The organism is Nonomuraea sp. PA05 (genome assembly GCF_008086045.1).
Taxonomy (GTDB): domain Bacteria; phylum Actinomycetota; class Actinomycetes; order Streptosporangiales; family Streptosporangiaceae; genus Nonomuraea; species Nonomuraea monospora.
In genome coordinates this window covers 148481-169937 of sequence record NZ_VSEY01000024.1, presented here as the reverse complement: position 1 = coordinate 169937, position 21457 = coordinate 148481, and the positions used below count along the sequence as shown (strand labels likewise).

The window sequence follows — 21457 nt, the reverse complement described above, 5'->3', positions numbered from 1 at the left end:
CCAAGCGGAACAGAATGGAGTGGCGGTGGCTGAGGCCCAGTCCCCCGTGGGGAGCGTCGATCGCGCCCTGCTGATCCTTCAGGAGATCGGCAAGCACAGCAGGGGCGTTACGCTCGACGAGCTCGCCACCCGGCTCGGGCTGCCCAAGAGCTCGCTGCACCGCCTGCTCGGCGCGCTCAAGCACCGCGGGTTCGCGGCGCAGCCGGAGCCCAGCGGGCCGTACTTCCTCGGCACGGAGCTGCTGGCCACGGCCTTCAGGTTCTACGAGACGATGGATCTGCGCACGCTCGTGCGCCCGCTGCTGCTGCGGGTGAGCGAGGAGTTCGCCGAGACCGTGCACATGGCCACGCTCGACGGCGGCGAGGTCGTCTACGTCGACAAGGTGGAGGCGGTGCGGTCGATCACGATGACCTCGGTGATCGGCGGGCGCAACGCCGCCCACTGCACGGGCGTCGGCAAGGCGCTGCTGGCCTGGACGTACCCGACCGACGAGTCGGTCAAGGCGTGGGCGGAGCGCTTCGGCCCGCTGTCGGGCAGGACCAGGAACACGCTCACCAGCCCGGCCAAGCTGGCCACCCACCTCGACCAGGTGCGTCAGCGCGGCTACGCGCTCGACCTGGAGGAGAACGAGCCGGGCGTGCGGTGCGTGGCGGTGCCGGTGTTCATGGGCAGGACGGCGCCGGTGGCGGCGGTGAGCGTGACGGCGCTGAAGGATCGCATGTCGCCGGCGCGGATGGAGGAGATCGGGCACGGGCTGCGGAAGGCGGTCGCCGAGCATCATTGATTCCGCAATGCGGAACGCTGGTGCGCGATACGGAATGAATGCTATCTTCTGGGAGAACTTCTCCCGGAGGAGCCGTACCTTCATGTACTTCGAGCTCGATACCCCATCGCTCGTCATCGACCTCGACGCGGTCAGGACCAACATCGCCGAGATGGCCAAGACGGCCGCGGCGCACGGCGTCAGGCTGCGACCGCACATCAAGACCCACAAGATGCCCGAGCTGGCCCGCATGCAGCTCGACGCCGGCGCGAGCGGCATCACCTGCGCCAAGCTCGGCGAGGCCGAGGTGATGGCCGACGCGGGCGTCGACGACATCCTGCTGGCCTTCCCGATCTGGGGCGAGCCCAAGCTGCGCCGCCTGGCCGCGCTGCGCGAGCGCGCCCGGGTGCGGGTCAGCCTCGACTCCCCCGAGGTGGCCGCCGGGCTCGGCAGGCTGGGCGGGCCGCCCGTGGAGGTGCTGGTGGAGGTGGACACCGGCCAGCACCGGCTGGGCCGCCCGCCGGGCCGGCCCACCGCCGACCTGGTCGCCGAGATCGCCGCCGCGCCCGGCGTCGAGGTCGTGGGCCTGCTCACGCTGGCAGGGCACGCCTACCACTCGCGCGACCGCGCCGAGCTGGAGGAGACCGCCCGCCGCGAGGGCGAGGACCTGGTGGCCACGGCCGAGCTGTGCCTGCGTGACGGCATCGAGCTGCGTGAGATCAGCGTCGGCTGCACCCCGACCGCCCGGTACGCCGCCGGGGTCGCCGGAGTGACCGAGATCCGGCCCGGTACGTACATCTTCAACGACACCGCGATGATGCGCCTGGGCGTGGCCACCGAGGAGACGGCGGCGGCGCGGGTGCTGACCACCGTGATCGCCCGCTCGACCCCCGAGCGCGTCGTCTTCGACGCGGGCACCAAGTGCCTGACCTCCGACGGCGCCGGCTCGCCGGGCTGGATCAGGGCCGCCGGCCTGCCGTACCTGCACCTGGACTTTCTCAACGAGGAGCACGGCGTGGCCCGCCTGGAGGCGGGCCACCACGGCGAGCTGCCGGTCGGCACGCGGGCGCAGCTCATCCCCAGCCACGCCTGCGCGGCCGTCAACCTCTTCGACGTCGCCCACGGCGTCGAGGGCGGTCGCGTCACCACCGAGCTCCGCGTCGCCGCCCGCGGCGCGGTGCGCTAGCGGGAACGGAAGGAGCACGCCATGCGGGGACTCGCGGGCAAGCGGGTACTGATCAGCGGGGGAAGCAGCGGCATCGGCGCCGCCACGGCCCGCAGGTTCCTCGAAGAGGGCGCCAGGGTGGTGCTCGGCGGGCTCGATCCGGCCGAGGTGGACAAGACGGTGGCCGAGCTGTCCGGGCTGGGCGAGGTGAGCGGCATCGCCGGTGACGTCAGCACGGAGGCCGACGTCACCCGCCTCGTCCAGGGGGCCGTGGAGACGCTCGGCGGCCTCGACGTGCTGATCAACAACGCCGGCACGGCCTGGCGCGAGCCGTTCCTGGAGATCACCCCCGAGCACTGGGACACGATCATGGCGGTGAACCTGCGCGGCATGTTCCTGGTCGCCCAGGCCGTCGCGCGCCACCTCGTCGAGCAGGGCACCGGCGGGGTCATCCTCAACATGTCCTCCACCAACGGGCTGGGCGGCGAGGCCGACTACGCCCACTACAACGCCTCCAAGGGCGGAGTGCTGCTGCTCACCAGGACGATGGCGGTCGAGCTGGGCAGGCACCGCGTCCGCGTGAACGCGCTGTGCCCCGGTTACATCCGGACGCCGCTGAACGCCTCCATCTCCGAGGGGCTGGCGGGGGACTTCGTGTCCTCCTACGAGCGCGACCACATCCCCCTGGGAAGGGCCGGGCTGGCCGAGGAGGTCGCCGCCGGGTACGCCTTCCTGGCCTCCGACGACGCGGCCTTCGTGCACGGCACGGAGCTGGTCATCGACGGCGGGCAGCTCGCCGTCATGTGAGCACTCACTCATGGGGGAGGAGGTAGCGCCAGGCGAGCGCCAGCTCCTCCCCTGACGACGTTCGAAAGACGTGCCTGGGCCCGGCCGGCAGCAGGCGGACGATCGCCCGCGCCTTCGCGCCCGCGTAGTCCCTGGTGTTCTCGCCGCTCTCATGAGGGGGCACCGGCAGGCCGCGCGGCCACGGCCTGGCCGTGTCGTGGCCGCTGACCCGGTCGGCGGACAGCCGCACCCGGGCGACGGCGTACGGGCGGCCCCCGGCCGTGACGCGGTCGGCCAGGAGGCTGAGGCGGTCGCGGGCGCTGGTCAGCGCGGCGTCGTAGCCCTCGGGGGTCTGGTCCAGATGCGGTACGTACACCTCGCGCAGCCCGTTCCCCGTGTCGACGCCGAGGACGGTGGCCGGCGCGTCGTAGACGGTCGGGGTGCCAGGGCGGGGTGAGACGGTGGCAGGTTGCCCGGCCAGATCCTCCCGCAGCGCCTTGACCAGGGCTTCCACCTCGGCAGGTGGCAGGCGCAGTTCGTGGGCGGCCTCCGCGATGGCCCGCCCGTCGGCGTAGACGACCAGCGCGGGAGGGCGGACGGCCCTGAGCCCGGGAGCCAGGTAACCGCCCTGCCGCCGCCACTCGGCGACCGGCCGCCCCGCGACGGCCGCCTCAGTGACGACCGCGTCGGTGGCGGCGGCGTCGCTGGCGGGCTTGTCGGCGGGCGCGGTTGTGGCGGGCGGTTCGGGTTCGGCGACAGGCGAAGGAGCCGGCGAGGCCCCCGGACGGGGTGTCTCGCCGGCTCCCGCGCCGCCGCACGCCGCCAGTGCCAGCGCGAGCGCCAGCACCGGAACGGCGGTCCAGCGTGAGGTCATACCTGTGAAACGATCACCACAGGCGATCGGTTCAGCCCGTGGTGAGGGTGATCACGTTCGGGGCGTAGTCGTTGCGGGGGCCGTCCGTGGCGTGGAAGACGATCTTCTGGGTGTTGCCCGAGCCGGTCAGCAGCGAGAGCGGCACCGACCACTTGTAGAGGCCGTCCGTGCTGGAGACCAGCGGGCTCACGCCCGCCACCGCGCTCCACGACCAGGCGGTCGAGGCGCCGGTCTTCTGGAAGAGGGTGTTGTTCTCGATCATGTACTCGGCGCCGATGGTGTTCACCGACCAGCCGGTCTGGTAGTTCGCGTCGGTGTCGATGAAGACGTGGTAGGTCGTGTACGGCAGGTTGAACTTCGCCGCGTAGGTCGCCGTGCCCGCGCTGACCGCCGCCACCGCTCCGGCGATGGGGGCGACCGGGGTGGCGGGGGCGGTGACGGTGAGGACGCTCGCGGCGTAGTCGTTCCGGTCGCCGTCCGTGCCGTGGAAGACGATCTTGTGGGTGGTGCCCGTGCCGGTCAGCAGCCAGGAGGGCACGGACCACTGGTACAGGCCGTTGGTGTCGGAGACCAGCGGGGTGACGCCGGGAACCACGCTCCACGACCACTGGCCCGGGTCGCCCGTCTTCTGGAAGAGGGCGTTGTTCTCGATCATGTACTCGGCGCCGATCGTGTTCACCGACCAGCCGGTCTGGTAGTCCGCGTCCGTGTCGATGAAGACGTGGTGGCCGCTGTACGGCAGGTTGAACTGCGCCTGGTAGGTCGCCGTGTTCTCGTCCATCGCCGCCGCCGCGCCGGTGACCGGCGTCGGGTTGGTGGTGGTGACGGCCGTCGTGGCCGACTGCGCCGAGGCGCGGCCGGTCGTGTCACGGGCCCGCACGGTGAAGCCGTAGGAGGTGTTGAGCGCCAGGCCGCCGAGGTTGACGCTGGTGCGGTCGCCGGGCAGGGACAGCTCCCGCACGCCGTCCTTGTACACGTCGTAGAAGGCCACGCTGTCGCCTGAGTCGCTGTCCGTCGAGGCGGTCCAGGTCAGCTTGACGCTGGTCGGGCCGACGCCGGACGCCACCGGCGTGCCGGGCACCGTGGGGGCGTTCGCGCTGGCGGCGGCGGTCGTCACGGCCACAGCCGTGCCGGCGGCGGAGACGTTGCCCGCCCGGTCGCGCGCCTTGACCGTGAAGGAGTAGGCGGTGGCGGCCGTGAGCCCGCCCACGTCGAAGGTGGTGGCCGACGGCGTGAGGTTGGCCTTGCTGCCGATCTTCACGCTGCCTTGGTAGACGTCGTAGCCGACCACGCCGGGGTAGGCGGCTGAGGCCCAGCTCAGGCGCGCGCTCGTGGCCTTCACCAGGCTGGCCGTCGGTGCGGCGGGCTGCGCGGGAGCCGCGCCGCCGCTGCCCTTCGCCGCCGTCACCTGCGACGACAGGTACGAGGGCAGCGTGTCCCAGGGGTTGTCCATCTTGTCGTCGGTCACGTAGACGTACCCGGCGTTGTTGGCCTTGGACGTGGCGATGACCGTGGCCATGGCCGCCGCGTCGGGCACGTCGTAGATCAGGTGCCAGATCTGCTTGGGGTCGGCGGTGGCCTCCCAGGCCGACGGCAGGTAGGGCGCCTGCCGGTTCTGGTAGGAGCTGTAGGAGCCCTCGAAGGTGACGAGGATGTCGGCGGCGTCCTGGAAGCACGCGGCGGGCGAGACCCCGGGGTTGGCGATGGTGGTCGCGCCCGGGTGGTACGTCTTCACGTACGCGTTGACCTCGCGATACAGGCTCACCCAGCCCTCGCCGCCCGAGGTGGGCCCGCACGCGTTCTGCGCCTGGTCGAAGAAGATGCCGTCGATCGAGGAGCCGTAGAACGCGTACCACTTGTTGATGTCGGACTGGATCTGCGCCCGCCAGTCCTCGGCGGCCAGCGAGCCGAGCCGGGTCCGGTTCGAGGCGAGGCCGGTGGTGCCGAAGTAGCCGGTGTCCACGTAGCCGATGACCTTCATCCCGGCGGCGTGCGCGGCCGACAGGGCGGCGGTGTAGGCAGGCTTGGCCTGGTTGCCGGGGCCGTTGGCGACGTTGGCCACCACCACGCCCGGCTTGCCGGTCATCGTGTTGAGCTGGTTCCAGTAGTCGGGGGTGTTGCCGGGCAGGAAGTAGGCGGGTACGGCCACCTGCTGGTCGAGCACGGCGTCAGCCGCCTGCGCAGGTGTGGCGGCCAGCAACGGGATCGCTAAGAGCGTCGCTCCGAGCAACGTGTGCCAGCGGGACTTGAGCATGTGCACCCTTTCTTGACTACTGGAACAGCGCGTTGACTTCGGTGTTGGCCTTGGGGAGCGCGGTCCTGGCGTCGGCGGTGCCCAGCAGGACCGACGAGATCGCGGCGTCCATGATTTCGTTGATCTTGTCGGCGTTGTCGGTCACCGGCAGCAGGAACGTGCCGTCGGCGGCCTTGGCCTCCTCCACGAACGGCTTGACGTCCCGCCCGGCCGCCTCGTGCGCCGCCAGCGCCTTGTCGGAGGAGGTGGTGATGGCGGGCAGCACCTCGGTGGTCGCGGCGATCAGGTCCTGGCACTCGGCGGAGGCGGTGAACTTGACCCACTGCCACGCCTCCTCCTTGTGCTTCGTGCCGGCGTAGATCGCGTCGGAGACGCCGTTGATCGGCGACTTGCGGCCCAGCGGCGCCGTCGGCAGCGGCGCGACCGCCAGGTTGAGCGCCTTGTTGTCCAGGTACGGCTTGGCCATCCACGACCCGGCCATGACCATCGCGGTCTTGCCCGCCTGCAGCACCGCGTCGCCGCCGAGCGCCGACTGCTTGTCGTACGGCGGCGCGTACCCCTTCTTGATCAGGCTCGCGAACCAGTCGATGGTCTCGGCCAGCTTCGGGTCGTCGTAGAAGTACTTGGTGCCGAACGGGTTCTTGTCGAGGTACTTGAAGCCGTTGCCGGCCGCGAACGCGGCCCAGCCCGTCTGGCCCAGCGCGCCGGTGTTGTAGTCGGGGGCGATGCCGTAGACGGCGACGTGCTCCTTGTCGAAGCCGGGGTCGGTGCCCCTGCGGCCCTTGTCGTCCACGGTGAGCGCGGCGATGGCCTTCTCGAACGTGCCGCCGTCCTTCGGGTTCCACGTCCACCCGGAGAAGCCGGCGGGGTCGAGGCCGGCCTCCTTCACCTGGTCCTGGTTGTAGAAGACGCCGATGGTGTCCCAGTCGAGCGGCAGGCCGTACCGCTTGCCGTCGCGCACCCAGACGTCGGCCAGGCCCTTCTGGTACTGGCCGAGGTCCACCTTGTCGCGCTCGACGTACTCGCTGATGTCCAGGAGCTGGCCGTTCCTGGCGAACTGCGGGTAGTACGCCACCGAGTCGCGGAAGACGTCGGGGGCGGTGCCGGAGACGACCTGCGTGGTGAGGTTCTGCCAGTACTGCGCCCAGGCCACCGAGCTGAGCTTGATCGTGATGTTCGGGTTCTTCTTGGTGAAGGCGTCGGCGCACTGCTTGTAGGCGGGCACCTGGCTGTCGACCCACATCACGTAGTTCAGCTCGACGGGCCCCGCCTGCGCGTCGGTGCCGCCGCCGCACGCCGAGGTGGCGCAGACGAGCGTGACAAGGGTCAGAAGGGTCTTGCGGGACATCTGGGGGGTCCTTTACTTGATGCCGGTGAAGTTGAGCGAGTTGGCCAGCCGCTTGCCGAAGACCAGCAGGAGCAGCAGGACGGGGATGACGGACAGGGTCGAGCCGGCCATCAGGCCCGTCCAGTCGGGGCGGGCGTTCGGCGACTGCTGCAGGAACACGCCGAGCGCGACCGTGAGCACCCGGCTGCTCTCGTCCTGACCGACGAGCAGCGGCCAGAGGTAGTCCTTCCAGGCGTAGACGCCGTTGATGATGGCGATCGTGATGAGCGGCCCCCGCGACATGGGCAGCGCCACCCGCCAGAACACGCTCCACACGCCCGCGCCGTCGATGACGGCGGCCTCCTCGACCTCGCGCGGCAGCGACAGGAAGAACTGCCGCAGGAAGAAGACGGTGAACGGGGTCATCAGCAGGATCGGCGCGACCAGCCCGGCGAACGTGTTGAGCAGGCCCAGGTTGCGCACGAGCGCGAAGTTGGGCAGCAGCGTGAAGATCGGCGGCACCATCAGCGCCGCCACGAACGCCGAGAACAGCGCTTCCCTGCCGCGGAAGCGCAGCCGCGCCAGCGCGTAGGCGGCCATCGCGCACGACAGCGTCTGCACGGCCACCACGACCGCCGTGTAGACGATCGAGTTGCGCAGGTAGAGCAGGAAGTCGAGGGAGGCGCCCGAGCCGCCGGCGGCCTGCGCCTCGGCGAACGTGGACAGGCCCAGCACGCGTTTGAAGTTCGCCCAGGTGAAGTGCTGCGGCCACAGCGAGAAGTTGTCGGAGAACAGGTGCTGGGCGTCGGTGAGCGCCGTGCGCACCATCCAGTAGAACGGGAACACGGTCACCAGGACGGCCAGCCCCAGCACCGTCCAGGCGGCGATCCGGCCTGCGCGCATGTCGGGTTCCTCCCTATCCGAGGTCCGAGTCGGAGGCGCGCATCAGGCGCATCTGCACGAACGTCAGCACGCCGAGGATCGCCACCAGGCTGAGCGCCATGGCCGCCGCGTAGCCCATCCGGAAGTGGGTGAACGCCTCCTGGTAGATGTAGTAGTAGATGACCTTGGTGGCGTTGACCGGGCCGCCCCTGGTCGCCACCGCGATCGTGTCGAAGATCTGGAAGCAGCCGATCATCGACACCACCAGCACGAGCGCGAGCACGGGCCGCAGCAGCGGCAGCGTGACGCGGAAGAACGTGCGGACCTCGCCGGCGCCGTCCATCGCCGCGGCCTCGTACACCGATGCGGGGATCTGCAGCATGCCCGCGTACAGCAGCAGCGCCACGTACCCGACGGAGGCCCAGGTGGTCACCGCGGCCACGCTCGGCATGGCCTCGGCGGGCGCGTTGAAGAAGCCGTGCGTGGGCAGGCCCATCGCGTTCAATAGCTGGTTGACGAAGCCGAGGTTGGCGTCCAGCAGCCACAGCCACAGCAGCGCGGTGGCCACGTTCGGCACCAGCCAGGGCAGCAGCAGCGTGGCGCGCAGCACCACCGACTTGGTCAGCCGATGCATCAGCGCGGCCAGCAGCAGCGCCAGCGTGATCTGGCCGGCCAGGTTCAGCACGGTGTTGTAGGCGGTGAGCAGCAGCGCCTTCCAGAACAGCGGGTCCGTGGCCAGCTCGGCGTAGTTGTCCAGGCCGACGAACTCCGGCTCCGACAGCAGGTTCCAGTCGGTGACCGACAACCACAGGCCGCGCACGCTCGGGTAGATGTAGAACACGGCGAACCCGATCAGGGCCGGAAGCAGGAAGAGCACGGCGTGGCGGCCCTGCCCGCCCTCGGCGCTGTGCTTGAAGGCGGGCTTGTACGGGGTCCGCCCGGCGCGCGTGAGCGTCGCGGTCATGCCAGCCTCGGCACGAGCCGCAGCGCGTTGCCGGCGTAGACCTGCTGGAGGACGTCCTCGGGCAGGTCGAGGCCGGAGATCGTCCAGCGGCCCATCGGCGGCGGGTCGTCGAGTGAGTGCGCGAACGCCTCGTCGTCGGTCTCCATGAACCGGAAGTGGATGCGGTAGATCTCCCGGTCCGGCGGGATCTCGTCCGTGCCGAACAGCACCCGGTCGGGGTGGCGCAGCATCAGCGCGCGCGTGGCGCGCGGCTGGCGGCCCAGCTCGGCGATGCGTGCGGCGATGTCGACGCGGAAGTTCGGGTACGTGTCCAGCAGGCGGCTCGCGAAGGCCAGGTTCTCCGGCCAGCAGCCGGCGTGCACGCCGATCACCGTGGTCGCCGGATGCCGGGCGATCATCGCCTCCATGGCCTCCATCAGCCGCTCGAACGGCGGGAACTCCGGGCCGGAGAAGTTCCAGTCGGGCCGGGCCGCCAGCAGTTCGAGCCGCTCGTTGCGCTCGTCGGCCGGCTGGAAGAAGGCCACCGGGTCGGCGGTGTGCAGCGCGATCGGGATGCCCGCCTCGCCGACGGCCGCCCACAGCGGGTCGAGCCGCGGGTCGTCGAGCATGACCAGCTCGCCCCGGTCGTCGCGGACCCGCAGGCCCACGTCCTTCCACACCTTCAGCCCCGCCGCGCCCTCCGCCACGTTCCGCGTGAGCTGGGCGGCCAGCCGCTCGCCGAAGCCGGGCTCGGCCGTCTGCGACCAGTCCACGTGGCAGAACGTGGCGAACCTGCCCGGGTAGGCGGCGTCGTAGCGTTCGAGGTTCTCGGCCAGCTCCCTGCCCCAGCGGCCGTCGAGGTTGACCATGCCGCGCAGGTTCAGCTCGTCCATCAGCCCGATCAGGGCAGGGACGTCCTTGACCATCCAGCTCCCGTCCTCGGTCAGCCAGCGGCCGAGGTGGATGTGCGCGTCCACGACCGGCATCCGGGCGCGGTCCACCTCGTGGACCGCGACCTGGAGCTGGGAGACCGGCCGGTAACGGGACAGGGGCAGATCCGGGCTACACATTCCTGATTCCCTCCGGTAGCAGGTCGCCGTGGGCCGCGATCAGGTCGTCCACCAGCTCGCGGATCTTCCGGACCGGGAGCGTGGCCGAGGTGTTCGGGTCGAGCAGCGCGGCCTGGTAGACGTGGTCGCGGCGGCCTTCCAGCGCCGCCTTCACGGTCAGCTCGCTGACGTTGAGGAACGTCCGGTTCAGCGCCGCCACCTGGGCGGGCAGCTCGCCGACCCGCACCGGCTGCACGCCCGCGCGGTCCACGTGGCAGGGCACCTCGACGGTGGCCTCCCGCGGCAGGTTGGAGATCAGCCCGCCGTTGCGCACGTTGCCGTGGATCATGCGGCGGGTGCCCGTCTCCATCGAGTGGATGGCCAGCGACGCCAGCTCCTCGCCGCGCTCGATCGGCACGCCCCCGCCCTCTTCGAGCGAGCGCCGGTACGTCTCGTACTCCTCGAAGCCGTCGGCCAGCCAGCCGAGGTAGACGCCGACCGGGATGCGGTAACGCGACACCTCCTCCTCGTGCGGCAGGAACCACGGCAGGTACTCCGAGCCGTGCTCGCTGGACTCGGTGGGGAAGTAGCCGAAGCTCCGGTAGACCTCGACGCGCACCCGGCGGGCCAGCTCGGGGTCCTGGGCGATCAGCTCGTCGAGGCGGTCGTAGAGGTTCTCGCCGTCGCGCTCGAAGCGCAGCACGAACGCCTGGTGGTTGACGCCGGCGGTGAGGAAGGAGACCTCCTCCTCCGGCACGCCGACCATCCTGGCCAGGGTCTTCTGCGTGTCGCGGGCGGCGTGGCAGACGCCGACGACGTTCTTGAACGCCGTGCCCGCGTACACCGACCACGGGATCATCGACATCGGGTTGGTGTAGGTGAACAGCGTGGCGCGCGGGGCCAGCTCGGCCAGGTCGTCGCCGATGCCGACCATGACGGGGATCGTGCGCAGCGCGCGGAAGATGCCGCCGATGCCGAGGGTGTCGGCGATCGTCTGGCGGACGCCGTACGCGGCGGGGATCTCGAAGTCGCGCCTGACCGCGTCCAGGCCGCCGACGGCGATCTCGTTGATCACGTAGTCGGCGCCGTCCACGGCGGCCCTGCGGTCGGCGTGCGCCTCGACCTTCGCGCCGATGCCCAGCTCCGCGACCATCCACCTGGCCATCGCCTCGGCCGTGCCGAGCCGCGCCCGGTCGATGTCGTGCAGCACGACGGTCGACTCCGACAGCTCGGGGAAGGTCAGGATGTCGGACAGCAGGTTCTTGGCGAACGTGATGCTGCCGGCGCCCACCAGGACGATGCGGGCCATCGCTACGCTCCTTCCGGGGTGAGCAGGGCCTTGACGGGGGTGGTGCGGCCGTTCATCAGCGCGGTGAAGACCTGCGCGCCCTCGGCGAGGGGGAAGGTCTCGACCCAGCTCAGGTCCCAGCCGGCGACCAGGCCGATGGCGGCGGCGAAGTCGGCGTCGTCGTAGGCGAACGAGCCGAGCACCCGCTTCTCGCCGCGTACCAGGTCGGCGGCGTCGTAGCCGGACACGTGGTCGGCCAGGCCGAGCCAGACCGCCACGCCGCCGGGGCGCAGGCGGGCGACCGACTGCTCGTGCGTGGCGGCGGCGCCGACCGCGTCGAAGACGACGTCGTACTCGCCGGTCAGCTCGGGGCCCGCGGCCGAGGCGCCGAGGCGGGTGGCGATCTCCAGCCGGTCGGGGGCGCGGTCGGCCACCTCGACCGAGGCGGCGCCGCCGGACAGCGCGACCTGGAGGCAGGTCAGCCCGATCGCGCCGGCGCCGAGCACGCCGACCCTGGCGCCGGACGGGCGCCCGGCCAGCCGCCAGGCGTGCACGGAGTTGGCGGCGGGCTCGACCACGCCGGCGGCCGTCCACCCGAGCCTGTCCGGCAGCGGCACCACGGCGGCGGCGGGCACCGCGACGCGCTCGGCGAACGCGCCGGGGCGGTGCACCCCGATGATCCGCCGGTTCCTGCAGACGTTGCGCAGCCCGGCCGCGCACACGTCGCACTCGCCGCACGACAGGATGGGATTGACCGTCACGGCGCGCCCGTCGTCCGTGCGCCCGGCGAACTCGTGCCCCATGACCAGCGGCGGCACCCGGAAGCCCGGGGTCTTGACGCCGTGCAGCTCGCTGCCGCAGATCCCGGACGTGACCACGTGCACGAGGACCTCGCCCCGGGCCACCTCGGGCTCCGGCACGTCCTGCGGCTCCACCACACCCGGCCCGGTGAAGACGAGCGCCTTCACCCGCGGGGTCCGGGCGTCGAGAGGGGGCGTTCCATGGATGCTCCTCATTCCGTATCGCAGAACGTCGTTCCGAACTGGCGATAGGAGACCACTGCCGCGAAGAGTGTGTCAAGAGGGCGGGAGGCGGGTCGCGGCGTCCCGGCCTTATTCCGTGACATGGAATGCCATTACGCGGAACGGGACGCATTGCCTTTCGGTCCGAGCGGAATTCGTTTTCGAGAAGGCGTTCACCGCGTGGTCGACTCCGTGTCAATAACGGTTTGGGGTCGGTTCGCTGCCATATTCGAACGTTTTGTTGAGAGCGGGGATAATGAAAGTTCACGGGGGCAAACGTCACCGGCCCCGCCGCGCCTTGGGACCACGCGGCCACGGGGGCCGATCATCGCGCCGGCCAGTGCCGCCACCACGCCGCGGCGCCTCGCACGATCCTGCTCCGCACGGCCGCCCCCTCGATCGAGCCACACAGAGGAAGTGGGCGTTGTGATCGTTGTACGGTTCTCGGTGCTGGGCCCTCTCGCCGTATTCCGCGACGGGCGGCGGACGGCTGTGCCCGGCGGCAAGATCCGGACGGTTCTCGCGACATTGTTGCTCCGCCCCAACGAGGTCGTCACCGTCGACCACTTCGCGGAACGGCTGTGGGACGAGCGGATCCCGCGCAACCCGCGCCGGGTCCTGCAGACCAACGTGGCACGCCTGCGGCAGTCGCTGGACCTGGGCGAGCTGATCCAGACCGAGCCCGGCGGCTACCTCGCCAGGCTGCGCGCCGACCAGCTCGACCTGCTCCAGTTCCGGCACCTCGTCCAGCAGGCCGACCACGCGGCGGACGCCGGGCAGCAGGAGGGGCGGCTGCTGCACGAGGCGCTGCGCCTGTGGCGCGGGCCCGCCTGCGCGGACGTCGAGTCCGACACACTGCACAGGATCGACGTGCCGCCGCTGGCCGAACAGCGCCTCCAGGTGCTCGAACGCCGCATCGACGCCGACCTCCAGGCGGGGGAGCACGCCGCGCTCACCGCCGAGCTGCGGGCGCTGACCGCCGAGCATCCGCTGCGGGAGCGCTTCTGGGCCCAGCTCATGACCGCCCTGTACCGGGGCGGGCGGCAGGCCGAGGCGCTCGGCGCGTACCGCACCATCTCCCGCCTGCTCAGGGACGAGCTGGGCATCGACCCCAACACGGAGCTGCGCTGGCTCCACCGCGCGGTGCTCACCCAGGAGCGGCTCGTGCCCCGCGCGGCGCGGCCCACGCCCCGCCAGCTACCCGCCGACGTGGCGGGGTTCGCCGGGCGGGAGCGGGAGCTGGCCGTCCTGGACGGGATCTGCGACGCGTCGGCGGCGATGGTCACCGCCGTGGAGGGCATGGCGGGGGTGGGCAAGACGGCGCTGGCCGTGCACGCCGCGCACCGGCTGGCGCCCGCCTTCCCCGACGGGCAGCTCTTCATCGACCTGCACGGCCACACCCCGGCCGGCGCCCCGGACGACCTCGGCTACCTGCACGGCCACGCGCCGGGCGACCCGGCCGGCACGCTCGGCCGCGTGCTGACCCTGCTGGGCGTGCCCGCCGAGGCCGTCCCCCGGCAGCTCGCCGACCGGGCCGCCCTGTACCGCAGCGTGCTGGCCGGCAGGAAGATGCTCATCGTGCTGGACGACGCCGCCGGAGAGGACCAGATCCGGCCCCTGCTGCCAGGCGCGGGAGCGTGCCGGGTGCTGGTCACGAGCCGCAGGCGGCTGCTCGACCTGGACGGCGCCCGCACCGTGCCGGTGGACGTGCTGCCGGAGCCGGACGCCATCGCCCTCTTCACCGCCGCCGCCGGCGCCGAGCGCGTCGCGGGCGCGCCCAGAGCACCGGACGCGCCGGGCACGGCGGGCGGCCTGGGCCCGCTGGGGGTGTCAGGCGCGCCGGGCACGCGAGGCACAGCGGCGTCGGAGGGCGCGCTGGAGGCGGCGGGGACGGTGGGCGCGCTGGGCACGGCGGGCGCGCTGGGGGCGTTGGGCACGCTGGGGGTGCCGGGTGCGTTGCGGGACGCGCGTGAGGCGCGCGAGGCGGTGGCCGAGGTGGTCCGCCGGTGCGGCCTGCTGCCGCTGGCCATCCATCTGGCGGCGGCCCGGCTGCAGGCCCACCCGGCCTGGAGCGTGCGTCACCTGCTGGAACGCCTGGAGTCGCGCGGGCGACGGCTGAGCGAGCTGCGCGCGGGCCGGCGCAGCGTGGCCGCCGCCCTCGACCTGTCCTACCGCGACCTGACCCCCGCCGGGCGGCGCGCCTACCGCCTGCTGGGCCTGCACCCGAGCGCCGAGATCGTGCCGGAGAGCGCCGCCGCCCTGCTGTCCACGACCGTCGCCGGGGCGTCGGCGTCGCTGGAACGGCTGCTGGAGCTGCACCTGCTGGGGGAGCCCGCCCCCGGCCGCTACCGCTTCCACGAACTGGTGCGCGCCCACGCCACCGAGCGGGCCGTCCGCGAGGAGTCCGAGGAGGATCGGCGCGCCGCGCTCACCCGCCTGTTCCATCACTACAGCCGGGCCGCCTCCGCGGCGATGAGCCGCCAGCACCCCTGCGCCCTCGACGCGCACGTGACCAGGCCCGCCACCACCGGACGCGGACGCTGAGCGAACAGGCCCGCCACCTGTGGGCGAGGCCGCTGAGCGAACCACGGCCAGGCCCGCCACCCTGGTCACGCGGACGCCGGGTGAACCACGGCAAGGCCGTCGGCGTGGCTCGGTGATCGCGTGGGCAGAGGTGCCTGTGATGTGAGGTGATGAGGCATGAAGCCGGAGATGAAGGACGTACAGGCGCTGAAGCGGCGCCTGGGCCGGGTCGGGGTCTGGAACAGCACGCTGAGCGGCGAGGCGGCCGCGTTCGAGCGCGAGGCCGCCGCCGAGATCGAGAGCCTGGGCTTCGGGGCGTTGTGGATCGGTGAGACCCCCACCGGCAAGGAGGCGCTGGCCCACGCGGCCATCCTGCTCGGCGGGACGAGCAGCCTGACCGTCGCCACCGGCATCGCGAGCATCTGGGGGCGCGACGCCACGGCCGCCGCGAACGGGGCGAACACGCTGTCGGAGGCGTACGAGGGCCGGTTCGTGCTGGGCATCGGCGTCAGCCACGCGCCCGCCGTGCGGGGGCGGGGCCACGACTACCGCAAGCCGGTGTCGGCGATGCGCGAGTACCTCGACGCCATGGACGCCACCGAGTACTCAGGGCCGCTTCCCGGGCCGGCGCCCCGGCTGCTGGCGGCGCTGCGCGGCAAGATGCTGGAGCTGGCGGCGCAGCGGGCGTACGGGGCGCACCCGTACTTCGTCACGCCCGAGCACACGGCCCGCGCGCGTGCGGTGCTCGGCCCCGAGCCCGTGCTGGCGCCCGAGCAGACGGTGATCCTGGAGTCCGACGCGGATCGGGCGCGGCAGATCGCCCGTGGCTTCACGGCGCGGTACCTGGCGCTGCCGAACTACGCCAACAACCTGCTCGACCTGGGCTGGAAGGAGGACGACCTGGCCGACGGCGGCAGCGACGCGCTGGTCGACGCCATCGTGGCGTGGGGCGACCCTGAGACGATCATCGAGCGGGTGCGCGCCCACCTCGACGCGGGGGCCGACCACGTGTGCGTCCAGCCGCTCGCCGACAGCCCGCAGCGGCTCATGGAGCATCTGCGGGTGCTGGCCAGGTCCGACATCGTGGCGACCTGAGGGCCGGCAAAGAGAACTCAAGGAATGGGCCGGACCGGCTAGGGGGCGCCCGGGACGGGGAAGAGCGCTGGGGGTGACGCTCAACGGGGGAGTGGGCTTGTGCGAGTCATCGTCGATCTGACGCGCTGCCAGGGATACGGGCAGTGCGTCTTCCTCGCGCCGGACGTCTTCACCATGCGCGACGAGGCGCTCCTGTACGACCTGCAGCCCGCCGACGAGCACCGCGAGCACGTGCTCAGGGCGGCGGCGGCCTGCCCCGTCCAGGCCATCCACCTCGACAGGACCGCCCTGTCGATGCACCCGCCCCTCGACCGGGAGTCCCGCCCGCAGCCCGTCGGCGGGCGGATCGTGATCGTCGGCGCCTCGCTGGCGGGGGCGCGGGCCGCCGAGGTGCTCAGGCGGGACGGGTTCACCGGCGAGCTGACCATGATCGGCGACGAGACGCGCGAGCCGTACGACCGGCCGCCCCTGTCCAAGCAGGTGCTCACCGGACAGGTCCCGCCCGAGCACACCCTCCTGCCCCGCCTGCGCGAGGTGGACGCCGAGCTGCTGTTCGGCACGCCGGCCACCGTCCTGGACGTGGCGGGCAAGCGGGTGCTCCTGGCCGACGGCAGGGAGGTCGGGTTCGACCGGGTCCTGCTGGCCACCGGCACCCGCGCCCGTCCCTGGCCGGACGCGGCCGAGGCGGCGCTGCACGGCGTGTACACGCTGCGCGACGCCAGGGACGCCGCCGAGCTGCGGCAGGCGCTGGCGGCGGGCCCGCGACGGGTGCTCATCCTCGGCGCGGGCTTCACGGGCAGCGAGATCGCCTCCGTCTGCCGGGAGCTGGACCTGCCGGTGACGGTCGTCGAGCGCGGGCCCGCCCCGCTCTACAACGCCATGGGCGGCGTGATCGGCGACATCGCCGCGCAGCTCCAGCGCGACCACGGCGTGGACCTGCGGACCGGCACGACCGTCACGGCGCTGGAGTCGGACGGCGCGGGCCGGCTGACCGGAGCCAGGCTGTCGGACGGCAGCACGGTGGAGGCCGACGTGGCCGTGGTGGCGCTCGGCTCCGTGCGCAACGTCGAGTGGCTGCGCGACTCCGGCCTGGCCGCCGGGGTGTGGGGCGTGACGTGCGACGCGGGCTGCCGCGCCGTGGACGTCAACGGCCTGGTCACCGACGACGTGTTCGTGGCCGGCGACATCGCCCGCTTCCCGCACCCGATCTACGAGTACCAGTTCATGAGCCTCGAACACTGGGGCAACGCGGTCGCCCAGGCAGAGATCGCCGCGCACAACATGGTCAGCGACCAGGCGCACCGCTGGCCGCACCTTTCGGTGCCGGTCTTCTGGTCCACCCAGTTCGGCGTGAACATCAAGTCGGTCGGCGTGCCCACGTTCGCCGACCAGGTCGTCTTCACCCAGGGCTCGCCGGCGGAGCGGCGGTTCGTGGCCGTCTACGGCTACCAGGGCAGGATCACGGCGGCGGTCACCTTCGACCAGGCCATGTGGCTGGAGTTCTACCAGCATCAGATCGAGCAGGCGGCGCCGTTCCCGCCGGACTTCCGCCACGTCGGCGGCGAAGCCAGGGGAGCCGGGGGAGCGGACGGCGGGCCGATGCCCGCGCGGGTCCCCGAGCGGCTGGTGGCCGCCGCCGGCGTGACGGTCGCGGTGACCGGCCACGACCCGGCGGAGCGCCGCGCCTCGCTGATGCATCCGCGCTGAACGCAGGAGAGAGCATGGACGTCCTGAAGCAGATCCTCGACCCGGCGGCTCGCGCCGACCCGTACCGGTTCTTCGGCGCGCTGCGCGAGAGCCCGGTGGTGCGCCAGGACGACGGCTCCTACCTCGTCACCACCTACCGCGAGATCGTCGCCCTGCTGCACGACCCGCGCATCAGCTCCGACCGCCGCAACCTCGACAGCGCCGCGCCCCACGACCCGGGCCCGCACCCGTCCTTCATCGGCCTGGACCCGCCGGAGCACGACCGGCTGCGTGGCCTGGCCATGCGCCACTTCGGCCCGCCGCACTCGCCCGAGACGGTCGAACGGCTGCGCCCGAAGATGCTCGACCTCACCACCGCCCTGATCGACGGCCTGGCCGGCAAGAACCGGGCCGACCTCGTGGACGAGGTGGCCTACCCGCTGCCGGTCTCGGTGATCTGCGCGCTGCTCGGTGTGCCGGAGGAGGACGAGCCGCGTTTCCACGCCCTGGCGGACGAGGTGGTCGAGACGCTCGGGCCGGGCGAGGAGGACCGGGCGGAACGCGAGCAGGCGCGCAGGGCGGCGGCCATGGAGCTGTCGCGCTACCTGGCCGGGCTCGCCGGGGCGCGCGGCCGGGAGCCGCGTGACGACATGCTGTCGGGCCTGATGACCTATCGCGACCCTGAGGGAGGCATGACCCAGGACGAGGTGGTGTCCACGGCGGTGCTGCTGCTGATCGCCGGCCACGAGACCACGATCAACCTCATCGCCAACGGCATGCTCACCTTCCTGCGTCGCCCCGGCCTGCTGCGGCGGCTGCGCGACGAGCCCACCCTGATGATCCGCGCCGTCGAGGAGCTGCTGCGCTACGAGCCGCCCGTGCAGTTCGTGTCCTCGAGGGTGGCGCTGGACGACATCACGATCGCGGGCGTCACGATCCCGGCGGGCGCGCCCGTGGTGCTGGCCATGGCGGCGGGCAGCCGCGACCCCGGCCACGTGCCGCATCCGGACGACTTCGACCTCGACCGGCCGCGCAACGAGCACCTCGGCTTCGGCGGCGGCGTGCACTACTGCTTCGGCGCGCCGCTGGCCAGGACGGAGGCGCAGATCGTGCTGAACGAGCTGATCCGCAGGCTGGACAACCCGCGGCTGGTGACGGACCCGCCGCCGTACCGGCCGAGCGCCGTCCTGCGCGGGCCGCGGCATCTGGTGGTCGACTACGACGGCGTCGCCTCTGCATGACTCAGATGACACAAATTTGTGTCATCTCAGTTTTTTCGGTTATAGTTGTCGGCATGACGACGACACCCGAACAGCTCGCCTTCACCGACCGCGTCGCCGACTTCTACGCGCGGGAGTACGGCTTCCCGCCCGTAGCCGGCCGGGTGCTGGGCTACCTGTTCGTCTGCCGCCCGCCCCAGCAGACGATCGCCGAGATCGCCGAGGCGCTCCTCGCCAGCCGCAGTGCGATCACCGGGGCGGTCACGCTCCTGTCCGGCCACAACGTGGTGCGCCGGTTCAGGTCGGCGGGGCAGCGGGTGGACCACGTCACGCTCGACCCCCGGGCGCTCGACCCCGGCGGCTTCGCCGGCGAGATCTACCGCGAGCAGGCCGACCTCGCCCGCACCGCGCTGGGCCTGCTGGAGGACGGCGACTCCGAGCGGCGGGCGATGCTCGAGGAAGGTCTCGCGTTCTACGAGTTCCTGGCCGAGCGCATGCCCGCGCTGCGCGCCGAATGGCACGCCAGGCGCAAGGAGCTCGGCCACCGCAAGTGACACTCACTCCTCACGGACGAAGGGCACTGTCATGTCTGAGACTTTCACCGTCGCCGCGGGCGACACGACGCTCCACGGCACCGACACCCCGGGGGGCGCGCCCGCGCTGCTGTTCATCAACGGCGGGTTCGCCACGCAACGGCACTGGAGACCCGTCCTGCGGCAGCTCGGCGGCCGGTACCGCACCGTCACCTTCGACGGCCGGGCGCGCGGCAGGTCCGGCCGCTCGTCCGACTACTCGCTGCGGGGCGCCCTCGGCGACGTCGGCAGGGTCATCGAGGCGCGCGGGCTGGAGCGGCCGGTCCTGGTGGGCTGGTCCCACGGCGCCACGCTGGCCGTGCGGTACGCGAGCGAGCACCCCGGCGAGGTGTCCGGCCTCGTGCTGATCGACGGCGCCTACCCGATCGCGACGTTCGACGAGGCGGGCAAGGAGCGCGTCCGGCGGCAGTTCCGCCGGCTGGGCCCGCTGATGCGCGTCCTGGCCCTGCTGGGGCTGTCGGCCAGGATGACCCCCGCCGAGAGCGCGGAGGTCGTCATCGAGATGGACACGGTCAACGGCGGGCTCGCGGCCGACTACGCGGCCCTGCGCTGCCCGGCCGCCTTCGTCGTCGCCAGCGGGGCGCACTCCGGCTCCACCGTCGAGGAGAACGCCCGCATGCGCGCCGCCGTGACCACGGCCACGGCCGCCGGCGAGCGGGTGACGGTCCGCGCGACCGCGCCGGGCAACCACGTCCAGGTCCTCGCCAAGGACGCCGGCCTCGTCGCCGGCGTCATCGAAGGCATCGTCGAGGACGCCGTCGAGGGGTCGGTGTGACGGAAGGGGCGGGACGGCCGCAGTTGTCATACGACTTATTGAGTCATACGATGACGTACGAATCTGCCGCCGACCTCCGGGGACCTCCATGGACCGCATCCGCCACGTCGCCCTCTCCTCCGTCACGCTCCCGCTCGACGTCCCCATCAGTGACGCCAAGGTCCTGACCGGGCGGCAGAAGCCGATGACGGAGATCGCCTTCCTGTTCGCCGAGATCTCCACCGAGGACGGCCACAGCGGCACCGGCTTCAGCTACTCCAAGCGGGCCGGCGGCCCCGCCCAGTACGCGCACGCCAAGGAGGTCGGCGAGAACCTGCTCGGCCAGGACCCGTCCGACATCGGCAAGGTGTACGAGTCGCTGCTGTGGGCGGGCGCGTCGGTGGGCCGTTCAGGGGTGGCGACGCAGGCGCTGGCCGCCGTGGACGTGGCGTTGTGGGACCTGAAGGCGAAGCGGGCGGGGCTGCCGCTGGCCAAGCTGCTGGGCGCCTACCGCGACTCCGTCAGGACGTACAACACCTCGGGCGGATTTCTGCACGCGCCGATCGAGGAGGTCAAGGCGCGGGCGACGCAGTCGCTGGCCGACGGCATCGGCGGCATCAAGATCAAGGTGGGCCAGCCGGACATGAAGGAGGACCTGCGGCGGCTGGCGGCCGTGCGCGAGCACCTCGGCGACGGCGTACCGCTGATGGTGGACGCCAACCAGCAGTGGGACCGGGCCAGCGCGCTGCGGTTCGGGCGGCAGGTCGAGGACCTGGGGCTGGTGTGGATCGAGGAGCCGCTCGACGCCTACGACGCCGAGGGGCACGCCCAGCTCGCCGCCGCGCTCGACACCCCCATCGCCACCGGCGAGATGCTCTCCAGCGTCGCCGAGCACGTCCGCCTGATCGAGGCCCGCGCCGCCGACATCATCCAGCCCGACGCCCCGCGCGTCGGCGGCATCACCCCGTTCCTGCGCCTGGCCACGCTCGCCGACCACGCCGGCCTGCAGCTCGCGCCGCACTTCGCCATGGAGATCCACCTCCACCTGGCAGCCGCGTACCCGCGCGAGCCGTGGGTCGAGCACTTCGAGTGGCTCAACCCGCTGTTCGAGGAGCGCCTGGAGACGCGTGACGGCCGCATGATCGTGCCGGACCGCCCCGGGCTCGGGTTCACGCTCAGCGAGCAGTGCCGCAAGTGGACCGTCGACTCCGTCGAGTTCGGGAAGGCCTGACC

At 72.1% G+C, this 21457-nt stretch carries 18 protein-coding genes; 10 read left to right on the top strand and 8 right to left on the bottom strand.

What is annotated here, in order from left to right; all coding sequences use genetic code 11:
• Window positions 1-25 precede the first annotated feature (25 nt).
• From FXF51_RS34160 to FXF51_RS34150, 3 genes are all read left to right on the top strand, one after another.
• Window positions 26-784 carry an IclR family transcriptional regulator gene (locus FXF51_RS34160; protein ID WP_148438822.1) on the top strand — a complete coding sequence of 253 codons (759 nt, stop codon included), beginning with the start codon at window positions 26-28 and terminating at the stop codon, window positions 782-784.
• Between the two features lie 82 nt (window positions 785-866).
• Window positions 867-1949 (top strand): alanine racemase, encoded by a 1083-nt coding sequence (locus FXF51_RS34155; protein WP_187414719.1) that lies wholly within the window; start codon window positions 867-869, stop codon window positions 1947-1949.
• 21 nt (window positions 1950-1970) lie between these two features.
• Window positions 1971-2735: an SDR family NAD(P)-dependent oxidoreductase gene (locus tag FXF51_RS34150; RefSeq protein WP_148438820.1), complete on the top strand. Its 765-nt coding sequence runs from the start codon at window positions 1971-1973 to the stop codon at window positions 2733-2735.
• 4 nt (window positions 2736-2739) lie between these two features.
• On the opposite strand, the gene FXF51_RS34145 is transcribed toward FXF51_RS34150, so the two are convergent.
• Genes FXF51_RS34145 through FXF51_RS34110 form a run of 8 tightly spaced genes read right to left on the bottom strand, consistent with a single transcriptional unit; the run spans window position 2740 to window position 12299 of the window.
• Complete coding sequence (locus FXF51_RS34145) at window positions 2740-3588, bottom strand: hypothetical protein (protein ID WP_148438819.1); 849 nt, start codon at window positions 3586-3588, stop codon at window positions 2740-2742.
• Between the two features lie 31 nt (window positions 3589-3619).
• The gene (locus tag FXF51_RS34140; protein WP_148438818.1) at window positions 3620-5842 is read right to left on the bottom strand and encodes a spherulation-specific family 4 protein; all 2223 of its coding nucleotides are present in this window, start codon (window positions 5840-5842) and stop codon (window positions 3620-3622) included.
• Window positions 5843-5858: 16 nt separating this feature from the next.
• Window positions 5859-7190, bottom strand: a complete 1332-nt coding sequence (locus tag FXF51_RS34135) for an ABC transporter substrate-binding protein (RefSeq protein ID WP_148438817.1) — start codon at window positions 7188-7190, stop codon at window positions 5859-5861.
• Between the two features lie 12 nt (window positions 7191-7202).
• Window positions 7203-8072 (bottom strand): carbohydrate ABC transporter permease, encoded by an 870-nt coding sequence (locus tag FXF51_RS34130; protein ID WP_148438816.1) that lies wholly within the window; start codon window positions 8070-8072, stop codon window positions 7203-7205.
• Window positions 8073-8085: 13 nt separating this feature from the next.
• Window positions 8086-9015: a carbohydrate ABC transporter permease gene (locus FXF51_RS34125; protein ID WP_148438815.1), complete on the bottom strand. Its 930-nt coding sequence runs from the start codon at window positions 9013-9015 to the stop codon at window positions 8086-8088.
• Window positions 9012-10064: an amidohydrolase family protein gene (locus FXF51_RS34120; RefSeq protein ID WP_148438814.1), complete on the bottom strand. Its 1053-nt coding sequence runs from the start codon at window positions 10062-10064 to the stop codon at window positions 9012-9014. Before FXF51_RS34120 ends, FXF51_RS34125 begins: the two co-directional genes overlap by 4 nt.
• Window positions 10057-11352, bottom strand: a complete 1296-nt coding sequence (gene melA, locus FXF51_RS34115) for an alpha-galactosidase (protein WP_148438813.1) — start codon at window positions 11350-11352, stop codon at window positions 10057-10059. The genes FXF51_RS34120 and melA overlap by 8 nt, the downstream gene beginning before the upstream one ends.
• A 2-nt stretch (window positions 11353-11354) precedes the next feature.
• Entirely contained in the window at window positions 11355-12299 is a 945-nt protein-coding gene (locus FXF51_RS34110) for an alcohol dehydrogenase catalytic domain-containing protein (RefSeq protein WP_187414718.1), read from the bottom strand.
• A gap of 480 nt (window positions 12300-12779) precedes the next feature.
• On the opposite strand from FXF51_RS34110, the gene FXF51_RS34105 reads away from it, so the two are divergent.
• From FXF51_RS34105 to FXF51_RS34075, 7 genes are all read left to right on the top strand, one after another.
• The gene (locus FXF51_RS34105) at window positions 12780-14897 is read left to right on the top strand and encodes a BTAD domain-containing putative transcriptional regulator (RefSeq protein WP_187414717.1); all 2118 of its coding nucleotides are present in this window, start codon (window positions 12780-12782) and stop codon (window positions 14895-14897) included.
• Window positions 14898-15053: 156 nt separating this feature from the next.
• The gene (locus tag FXF51_RS34100) at window positions 15054-15971 is read left to right on the top strand and encodes a TIGR03620 family F420-dependent LLM class oxidoreductase (protein ID WP_222871586.1); all 918 of its coding nucleotides are present in this window, start codon (window positions 15054-15056) and stop codon (window positions 15969-15971) included.
• 99 nt (window positions 15972-16070) lie between these two features.
• Window positions 16071-17678, top strand: coding sequence for an FAD-dependent oxidoreductase (locus FXF51_RS34095; protein ID WP_148438810.1), 1608 nt, complete (start codon window positions 16071-16073; stop codon window positions 17676-17678).
• 14 nt (window positions 17679-17692) lie between these two features.
• Window positions 17693-18898, top strand: a complete 1206-nt coding sequence (locus FXF51_RS34090; protein ID WP_148438809.1) for a cytochrome P450 — start codon at window positions 17693-17695, stop codon at window positions 18896-18898.
• Between the two features lie 53 nt (window positions 18899-18951).
• The gene (locus FXF51_RS34085; protein ID WP_148438808.1) at window positions 18952-19431 is read left to right on the top strand and encodes a GbsR/MarR family transcriptional regulator; all 480 of its coding nucleotides are present in this window, start codon (window positions 18952-18954) and stop codon (window positions 19429-19431) included.
• Between the two features lie 31 nt (window positions 19432-19462).
• Window positions 19463-20245, top strand: a complete 783-nt coding sequence (locus FXF51_RS34080; protein ID WP_148438807.1) for an alpha/beta fold hydrolase — start codon at window positions 19463-19465, stop codon at window positions 20243-20245.
• Between the two features lie 88 nt (window positions 20246-20333).
• The gene (locus FXF51_RS34075) at window positions 20334-21455 is read left to right on the top strand and encodes an L-talarate/galactarate dehydratase (RefSeq protein WP_148438806.1); all 1122 of its coding nucleotides are present in this window, start codon (window positions 20334-20336) and stop codon (window positions 21453-21455) included.
• Window positions 21456-21457: the final 2 nt, after the last annotated feature.